This window comes from Pseudomonas sp. MD195_PC81_125, assembly GCF_014060985.1.
Lineage (GTDB): Bacteria > Pseudomonadota > Gammaproteobacteria > Pseudomonadales > Pseudomonadaceae > Aquipseudomonas > Aquipseudomonas parakoreensis.
Genome location: NZ_JABULD010000123.1, coordinates 1 through 8,858, shown reverse-complemented (window position 1 = coordinate 8,858; position 8,858 = coordinate 1). Strand labels below are relative to the sequence as shown.

General features: G+C 56.6%; 4 protein-coding genes and 1 pseudogene. All 5 read right to left on the bottom strand.

Translation table 11 applies throughout. The annotated features are described in order from the left end of the window. Positions 1-198: 198 nt before the first annotated feature. The 5 genes and pseudogenes from HT737_RS05205 to HT737_RS05185 all read right to left on the bottom strand — a co-directional run bounded on the left by HT737_RS05205 (position 199) and on the right by HT737_RS05185 (position 8,684). The gene (locus HT737_RS05205; RefSeq protein ID WP_182401736.1) at positions 199-600 is read right to left on the bottom strand and encodes a hypothetical protein; all 402 of its coding nucleotides are present in this window, start codon (positions 598-600) and stop codon (positions 199-201) included. Further along, entirely contained in the window at positions 597-5,267 is a 4,671-nt protein-coding gene (locus HT737_RS05200; protein ID WP_182401734.1) for a polymorphic toxin type 47 domain-containing protein, read from the bottom strand. Before HT737_RS05200 ends, HT737_RS05205 begins: the two co-directional genes overlap by 4 nt. Then, positions 5,267-6,004 carry a DUF4123 domain-containing protein gene (locus tag HT737_RS05195; RefSeq protein ID WP_182401732.1) on the bottom strand — a complete coding sequence of 246 codons (738 nt, stop codon included), beginning with the start codon at positions 6,002-6,004 and terminating at the stop codon, positions 5,267-5,269. Before HT737_RS05195 ends, HT737_RS05200 begins: the two co-directional genes overlap by 1 nt. After that, positions 5,994-8,037: pseudogene (gene tssI / locus HT737_RS05190) on the bottom strand (type VI secretion system tip protein TssI/VgrG). Before tssI ends, HT737_RS05195 begins: the two are co-directional and overlap by 11 nt. Positions 8,038-8,168: 131 nt before the next feature. Beyond that, on the bottom strand, positions 8,169-8,684 hold the full coding sequence (locus tag HT737_RS05185; RefSeq protein ID WP_003226246.1) for an Hcp family type VI secretion system effector: 516 nt from the start codon (positions 8,682-8,684) through the stop codon (positions 8,169-8,171). Positions 8,685-8,858 lie beyond the last annotated feature (174 nt).

The window sequence follows — 8,858 nt, the reverse complement described above, 5'->3', positions numbered from 1 at the left end:
CTATCGTAATAACCATTTATTTTGTTTCTGGTAGTGCTCGTATTACAGTGTTGTCGATATTCATTACATGTTTATCAGATCTAGTTGGGTGATATCACCCTGACAGTTGGGCTCATATTTTCAGGTCGAAAAATGGGGGCAAGCCGGAAGATAAATCTGTTCCCTTCCGGTTGGCCAGTAACCTGACGTTGGGTGTATTTACTGGGTGCAATCACTGGTATGAACGCAGCCATGATCATCCATATAGATTAGGACTTTTAAATTGTTGTCGGCTATCCAGAATGGAAACCCAGTCGTTTCGGAAAATAGCATTTTAAGATCTGCAGAGGTTTCTAGCTTCCAAGCATGAATCTTACTGTCTTGAACTATTAGGAACGGTTTTTCAAAATTTTGGAGCTTGTCGACTTTTTTCCAGAATTCTGGATCGTGTTTTTTTTGAGTGTTCTTCAAGTGGTAAGGGTCGAGACCCTTTGTTTCAGGGAAAAAAAATAATGTTGTTAGCCTGGTGATTAATTTAGACAGTTCATCGTCGCATAGTTTCTCATGCGCTAAGGACTGCTCTGCCAATGTTGAGTCTATTTCTTTTTCTAGGTAGTTCATTGAGGGTCTCCAATTCTCGCGCGTGATACAGGCACGGATTCTAACAAAATATGTCCTCTAACAGCCCCACCTGTACCCCGTTTGCCAGGCGTTTGATACCCGACATGAGGGTCTGCAGGACCGTCGGTGGATGGAACGAGACGAGGATCATCGATGTTCACCTCTGCACCCTTATTTTTGCCCTCTAGTACGCGCCATTCCGTAGGATAAGATTTTCCGTATTGGTCTTTACCCCACTTGGTAACTGTAAATTCATTTTTTGGTACGCCAGTTCGAGTAAATGCCTCGTCTAATCCTTTATGCATCTGCTGATACGACGTTCCTGGCGTATGTCTCCAGTCGAGGTCAACCTCTGAATTGAATTTCCATGTCCCACCTGGAACCGGTTGTGGGCAATTTGTTGGACCACTGGCCAAGCCTAGAGGATCTACCCACCCAGTAGGGTTAGGCACGTACTGGTAGTTATTCAACCCGCCCGCAAGCTTGATCGGGTCCGGCGTCAAAAACCGTCCAGTGCCCGGATTGTAGTAGCGGTGCCGGTTGTAATGTAACCCCGTCTCGGCGTCGAAATACTGACCCTGGAAGCGCAGCGGGTTATCGATCTCGCTGACGTCCAGCGCCGCGAGGTTACCGTAGGCGCGGTACTTGGCCGACCACATGATCTCGCCACTGTAGTCGGTGAGTTCCTGCGGTGTGCCCAGATGATCGAGTTGGTAGTAAAACGGCGTGGCTTTGCGCGGGCCTTCGCCATCGAGCATCGCCAGTGGGCGGAAGCTGCCGGGCTCATAGATGTAGCTGCGGTAGCGGTTTTCGGCGCTTTCAGCGATCAGACGTTCGCCTTGCCACAGGAATTCCGTGGTGTGACCGTCGACGGTTTTTTCGATGCGTCGGCCGAAGGCGTCGTATTTGTAGGATGCGGTACTGCCGCCCGGCAGGCTTACGCCGATTAGGCGGTGCTGGCAGTCGTAGCGGTATTCGGTGACGAGTTTCTGGCCGGTACCACGGCGTTCGCGGATCAGGTTGCCGTAGGCATCGTAGTCGTAATGGCGGTCGCCTTGCATCAGCAGACGGTTGCCTTTGACGTTGGCGAGGTTGGCTGTTCCTTCGTTGTTCTGACCGAGCAGGTTACCCGCCGGGTCGTGGGCGAAGCTTTCCGGTGTCGTGCCGCGTACGCTAATGAGCCGATCAAGCGGATCGTAGTGATAGCTGCGATTGCCCTTGCGGCTGTCATCGATACCGGCGAGGTTGCCGTTGGCGTCGTAGTTGTAGCGACGCTGGAACAGGTTTTTATCACGCTGGCCGACGGTGTGTGCTTGCAGGCGGCCTTGTTCGTCGTACTGGTATTGGCTGAGCAGCAGACCTTGTTGGCGTTGCTGTTCGCGACCGGCGCTGAACTGGTGATCGGTCAGACGTGAGCCGTTGAGGTCGATGCTGCTCAGGCGTCCGCCGGACAGGTGACGGTAGTCGAGTGTGCTGCCGTCAGGGAGGCGGCAGTGACTCAGTTGGCCAACGCTGTCGTATTCGTAACGCGTGGAGCCCCAGCCCTGGTGTTCGGTGATCAGGCGATCCTGCACGTCGTATTCATAGGCGAGCGGCCAGTGGCCGTCGTCGACGTTTACCAGGCGGCCGAGAGCGTCGTAGCTGTAGTGAATCTCCTCGCCATCGGCGAGGGTTTTTACCAGCAGACGGCCAGCGGCGTCGCGTTGATACTCGGTAACGAGTTCGCTGCCGTCATCACCGAATTCGGTTTTCTTCAGCAACTGGCCGTTGAGGTCGTATTCGTAGGCCGTGCGGCGACCGTCGAAGCCGGTTTCCTGTTGGATCAGGCCGTTCGAGTAGTAATCGAGATGGTAATGTTCGCCGCGCTCGTTTTCGATGTCGGTGAGCAGCAGACGCGAGTTGTCGTAGCGATAGCGCAGTTGGCTGCCGTCCGGATTGATGCGGCGGCTGACCAGGTGCAAGTTTTCCGCATACTCATATCGCGTGACGCGACCGAGTTCGTCGCGTTCGGCGGTGACGTTGCCATAGGCGTTGTAGGTGAAGGCACGTGTTGCGCCGCCCGGCAGCGTGACTTGTGCCAGGCGGTTGGCCGCATCCCATTGGTAGTGGGTGATGGCGCCGGATTCTTCCTGGCGGGTAATCTGCCGACCCAGTGCGTCGTAGCGATACTTGCGTTGACCGCCGTCCGGCAGGCGTTCTTCCAGTAACTGCCCGAGGTTGTTCCAACCGAGTTGATGGCGGCTGCCATCGGGGTGGCGGATCTCCAGCAGGCGACCCTGGGCATCGTAGCTGTATAGCGTGGCATTGCCGTTCGGGTCGATTTGCTGGGTGATGTCGCCCTGACGGTTGCGTTGGTACTTCCAGCTGGCTTTGCCGCGATGAACATCGCTGACGAAACCATTGATGTATTCATACGTGGTCGCTTCGTCTTCCGGCGGGATGACGGCAGTCATCAGTCCGTTGTCGTCGTACCGGTATTCGGTGACGGCACCCAAAGGATCCTTTTCCGCGATCAACTGACCTTTGTCGTTATAGGCCTTGAGGTGTTCGGCGCCGTCCGGGTCGACCTTGCTGATCAGTCGCGCCTGGTCGTCGTGGGTGTAGACCTCTTCGCTGCCGTCGGCGTTGGTTACCGTTACGCTGCCTTTATCGTCCCAGGCGTAATGCGCTTCCATCTGCGAGAAGTTGGCCCAGTGACGGATGCAGCGAGACAGTTTGCCTTCGTTCTCCCACTCCCAATAGAAGGCCGCGCCGCCCGCCAGTTGCCGCTCCAGAATCACGTGCTGTTCGTTGTAGCGATAGCGCTCGGCTTCGCCGGCCGCGTTCTTCGCTTCGATCAGACGGTGCTGTGCGTCATAGCTGTACGTCACCAGCGTTTGAACGGTGTTCCAGGTATCTTCCAGGTTGTCCGCCGGCAGGAACTGTTGATAGTCCACAGCAATAATGTGTTTGCGGTCATAGCGCAGCAGCAGGGCGCGACCGGCACCGTTATCGAGGCGCTTGATTCGACCGTGGATATCGCGCGTGACGTGCAGCCGATTGCCATAGCTGTCGCTGATGGCGATCAGGGTGGCGCCTTTGCTGTTGAAGCGGAAGTGGTAGAACGATGGGCGTTTGCCTGCCTGTGCCAGAACCAGTTCGGCGGGATCGTCACCGAGAAAAATGGCGGCTCGTGAGAGAGTGTTGGTGATTGCTGGACGTTTTTCTGTTGGGAGAGGGAAGGGCGTTGCGCGGTTTTCGTGGTCGGTCCAGATGACTTCGTCGTCACTGATCTCGAGGCGATGCGCCAGCGCATGGCTCCAGCCATAACCCAGGCCACAATCGATTTCCACTGCACTGGTTCTGTACAGGCGGGTCCACTCAAACGGCAGCAGACCATCCAGTTGACCATCGGTCAGCGTCAGCAACTCTTCACCGGTAACCATCGAAACCGGGCATTTGTCGACTCGTGTGCAAGACACGGGCTCCGCGCTTTTGTTGGCGGGCGTCGTGGCTTGTCTTGAAGCATCGTCCCCGTGCGCCCCAGTACCTAGGCGAGCGTTTGTCTTACCATCGAATCGAACTTGCACTACGCCTTGTTTAACTTGCCTTCCAATACCGCGCGCGGCCACTGGAACATACTTGGTAACGTATGCCATGAAGCCTTTAATAATTTCAAAGATTGACTTAACAAAATTAACAACGGCTTTAAGGACGATTTCTCCGTATTTCTTGATTCGTGCGACGAGATAAATCAGCCCCGTGCCTTCGGCTGCCACTGTCAAAACGATGGAAATGACGATGTCGATGGCAATACCCACGACAGCCGCTGTAGTCATCTTTGCGGCATCGCCTGCGGTTTTCATCGGTGGCAAGCTGGCCAGCCAGATAATCGCAGTGTGCATCATGAGAAAAAGCGCTGCTTCGTCACTGGCTAAAAGCATGGCTTTTTTCATGACATCAGGGGCGGTTTTTGCTACATCAATTAGCTCTTGCGCACCTTCGCCTAATTTTTTTCCAAATTTGCCAGGATCCTGAAGGATATCGAGGACAAGTTTGATTCCATCCCAAACGCCTTTAATTGCCTCCCATCCACCGTCAAGGATGCCGCTACCGACGGCCATGACCGTACCTGAAAGAGAAAGGCTCGACCATTGCTGCCGATATCCCCCAGGCCCCGTCCATTTGTTGCGCAGAAAACCTTCGAGTTCGCTGTTAAGTCCCTTGTATGAGTCGAACAGCGTATCGATCTGCGCAGGTGTCACTTCGTTGTGAACGCGGATGATGTAATTTTTTCCCGGCACACCACCTGACCAACTACCTTTACCTTTAGCATCGAGTTTGACTTTGTGGATAGCGCCGCCATCCACTGCAACGACCTCAACTTCGATATCGCCCAGAGGAATGTCGTAAAGCGATTCGAACTTGCTCTCGATTAGCAAAGGACCTTTCAATGGGCATTGAGCCACAACACTGAAATTATCATCAGTCATGCTTACCGCAGTCGATGATCCGCCTGCTTTGAGGATTCGCTCCATTCCCAACAGGGAGGGTTTATTGGTTTTATGGCTGACTTCATCAGCCAGACTTGCATACCAGGAATGGGTTTGCTTCTGGTAAATCGTCAGGCTGTTTTTGAAGTTCTTCAGTTGGTTGTCAACGAAGGCAATGCGTTCCTTTGCGATCATCAGCCTTGCTCCAGAATCAGGTGGTTTAACAGTGCTTCTTTAAGGTTTTTCGGCGCATCCGGGCGGCGCACGAAACGGCTGACTTTCAGCTTCAGGTTGTTCTCAGGCCAAGCGTTGTAAACTTCCGGGCGGTCTTCTTCCAGCCACTGCATCAGGTTGCTGATCAGTGTCGTCGGGTTCTCCTTGGCTAAGCCATCCAGCAACTCCTTCGGCACCTCCCACCACGGCCAATCCTTCACCTTCGGCAACACCCGCGTCCCGACCTCCAGCGTCTGCCCATTAATCAGATACCGCTCAAACATCGGCATTACTTCCCCGGCCTTCTCCCCAAGCCCCTTCAAAATCGGGTAGATATGCCGCCCATCCCAAAAGCGGAAAAACACCTCAGTCCCGTCCGGCATCTTCACCTGTGTCAGGCTGCGAAGGTGCTCGAACACCTCGTTCGGTTCGGCGCGCGACACCGCCAGCCAGCCCCAGTCGAGGGCGTCGGTTTCGGCGATCCACGGCAGGAATGCCGAGTTCGGTTTGAGTTCGGTAACGTAGGGCATCACCGGTTGCCAGGTGGAGTAGGGCGTACCGCCCCAGATTGGCAGGAGTTGGGCGGTGGGTTCGGTCAGGTACAGGGTTTTCAGTGCGTCGGCATCGCTCGCTGCGCTGATGATTAGGTACAGGCGCTCGCCGGTTTGCAGCGGCTGTTGTGCCAGCCAGTCTTTGGGTGTCAGTCGATCAGATGGCACAGGCACCTGCCTTGCATTTTTCGCATTCTTCGCAGAACGGCGCGTTGCGTTTGAGGGTGTTGATCTGGGCCGGGGTCAGGACCTGGCCGGCTTTGTCGGCGTCGGCCTGTTTCAGCACGCCGGGCATCAGCGGGGCGGCGCCAGTGCCGCTGCCGGGGCTGCCGCCGGAGTTGATGTTGATCGTTGGGCCGCTCAGGGTCACGCCGCCGGCGTCGATCTTGATGAAGCTGCCGCCGCCGACCAGGGTCAGTTCTGCGCCGGCCTCCATCACCACTTTCATGCCGCTGCTGAGGTGGATTTCCTGGCCTGCATCAATGAACTGGCCGGTGCCGATCTTGATGTGCTGGTTGACGCCCACGGTCAGGTGGTCGTTGGCGCGGGCTTCGACTTTGCGGTCTTCGTAGACGGTGTGGTGTTCTTCGGCCTTGAATTCTGTGTAGCTGTTCTGCTCGACAGTGTCGTGGCGTTCGTTGCCGACGCGGATCTTCTGGTCGTGCTCGATGTTCTCATCCCAGTCGCGCTGGGCGTGGAGGAAGATCTGCTCCTGACCTTTCTTGTCTTCGATGCGCAGTTCGTTGTAGCCGCCACCGCCCATGGAACTCAGGGTCTTGAAGGTGCTGCGGGTCTTGTTTGCCGGCAGCTCATACGGGACGGTGTTTTCCTTGTGGTACAGGCAGCCGCTGATCAGCGGTTGATCGGGGTCACCTTCAAGGAAGGTGACCAGCACTTCCATGCCGATGCGCGGGATGGCGATGCCGCCGTACTGGGCGCCGGCCCAGGCGCTGGAGACGCGCAGCCAGCAACTGGTCTTGTCGTCGGCCTGGCCTTCGCGGTCCCAGTGGAACTGGACTTTGACCCGGCCGTACTCGTCGCAGTGAATCTCTTCACCTTTGGGGCCGGTGACCACGGCGCTCTGGCTGCCGAGGATGCGCGGTTTCGGGTGGGCGTAGGGGCGGGCGGTTCGGCACGTCCCACGGGGTCGCCTGGAAGCGGTTGCGATAGCCCTGATGGAAATCGTCTTTCAGCGTGGTGGTGTCGCTGGTCACCGACTCTTCGAGTACTTGCGGCTGTTTGCCTTCGTGCAGCACTTCGGTCAGCAGCCACAGGTCATTCCACTTGGCTTTCGGGTGCTCGGTCAGGGCGAGGAAATGGCCGCTGACCAGCAACGGCTGATCACTCTTGCCTTCGGCGAGCTGAAAGTCGCTGCGATGGCGTTCGAGGGCGCGTTTGGCCAGGTGTTTGCCGCGCTCGCGGTCGATGAACCGGCCCGGGTAGTCGTAGTCTTCGAGGTCGGGCAGGGCGTCGCCGCGGTTTTCGCTTTCCAGCGTCAGGCGCGGTTTTTCGAAGTCGTAATCGCGGCGCGTGGTGCGGCTGGTGCGGGTTTCCAGGCGCAGGTCGAAACGTTTGATCACCGGATTGCTGGCGACCATGCCGGAGTCTTGCTGATAGGCCACAGGCTGGAGTTTCGGGAACACCGTCTGGTCATCGCCGAACACCAGCTTGTGCGCCGTGGCGCTGTGCTGGAAGTGGTAGTGGATACCTTCTTCCTCGCACAGGCGCTGGATGAAGTGCAGGTCCGATTCATCGTATTGCACGCAGTAGATGCGCTCAGGATAGATCGAACCGGTCTTGAATTCGTAGGCGTTGCTCTGGATGCCGTGTTCTTCGAGAACCATGCCGATGATTTTCGGCACCGTGAGGTTCTGAAAGATCCGCTGGTTGACGCGATGCGCCAGGTACGACAGTTGCGGGCGCAGGGTTACCGAATAGCGCGTCAGGCGCTTGCCGGAATCGCCTTGCGCGGCGCGATAGATCTGGCCGTGAATGCCGCTGCCATCGGGCGACAGCTGCAGGAAGGCCGGTTTGTGCAGCAGGGTTTCGAGGTCCAGCGACGGCTGCTCACTGACCAGCTCCACCTCGAACACAAAAGGCTGGCTGATGGCTTCCCGGCCGGTCAGGGTGAATACCTGAAAATCGGCGGAGAGCCCTTCGATGGTCAGGGCAAAGTGGGTTTCATTGGCCGGCGCGAACATCCCTTGTTCCTCGTGCTGTACAGCGGCGCTCGTCGACTACCGCCAGGCGGTTCAACGCACGCGAAATTCTGGAGGGGCGTAAACAACATCGACCAGCAGGGCTGGTCGATGCTTGTAACGATCAGCCGTAATTAAACGACTGGAGCACGCCAGTCATCGGAACCCGAAGTACCGGATACTTCGTGGGTCCAGGTGATTTTGCGGTAGGTGAACTGCACTTCTTCCAGGTGGGTGAAGTGCGAGTTGCCTGGATCCTGGCAGTTGTGCATTTTGTTGTTGATGGCGACGATGATGGCGTCTTCCAGTTTGGTGGTGTAGTAGTGCTCTTGAGTACCTTGAGCAGAAGTACGGTACCACTGGATAACGATTTCGCTCATGCGCTCGCCGGAGGTCAGAGCAGCTTGCAGCAGAGGCGAAGCCTTGTCGTAGACCTTGGTGATGATCACTGGCTTGTGAACGCGCTGACCGGTTGGCTGACCGGATTGTGGGTCACGCGGGATGATCACGTCGTGGCTGAAAGCCTGAACCATGACCTGGTCTTCGTGGCCTTCCTGGTAGGTGTTGCCAACGGAGTCGGCGGTGAAAGCGCCGGCAGTGATCAGGCCTTGTTTTTCGCCGGTAACCGACATGTACGCTGGTGTTGCCATGGGGTGCTCTCCTTGCGGATAAATTTAGGGTGCCCGGGAGGCGAAATCGCCCGGTGGGTGCCTGACTGTTATCAAGGAGCGTGCCAGGTTTGTTGAAGGTTCCGGCAGCCGGGGGTGAAGCGGCTGTAGTCTGCGGTTTCGCCGATGTTTTTTATTGAATCGAGATGGAAAGTG

What these genes read in the sequence shown, in the direction of transcription:
- HT737_RS05205 (WP_182401736.1), bottom strand. Translation starts at nt 600, where the DNA reads ATGAACTACCTAGAAAAAGAAATAGACTCAACATTGGCAGAGCAGTCC.
- HT737_RS05200 (WP_182401734.1), bottom strand. Translation starts at nt 5,267, where the DNA reads ATGATCGCAAAGGAACGCATTGCCTTCGTTGACAACCAACTGAAGAAC.
- HT737_RS05185 (WP_003226246.1), bottom strand. Translation starts at nt 8,684, where the DNA reads ATGGCAACACCAGCGTACATGTCGGTTACCGGCGAAAAACAAGGCCTG.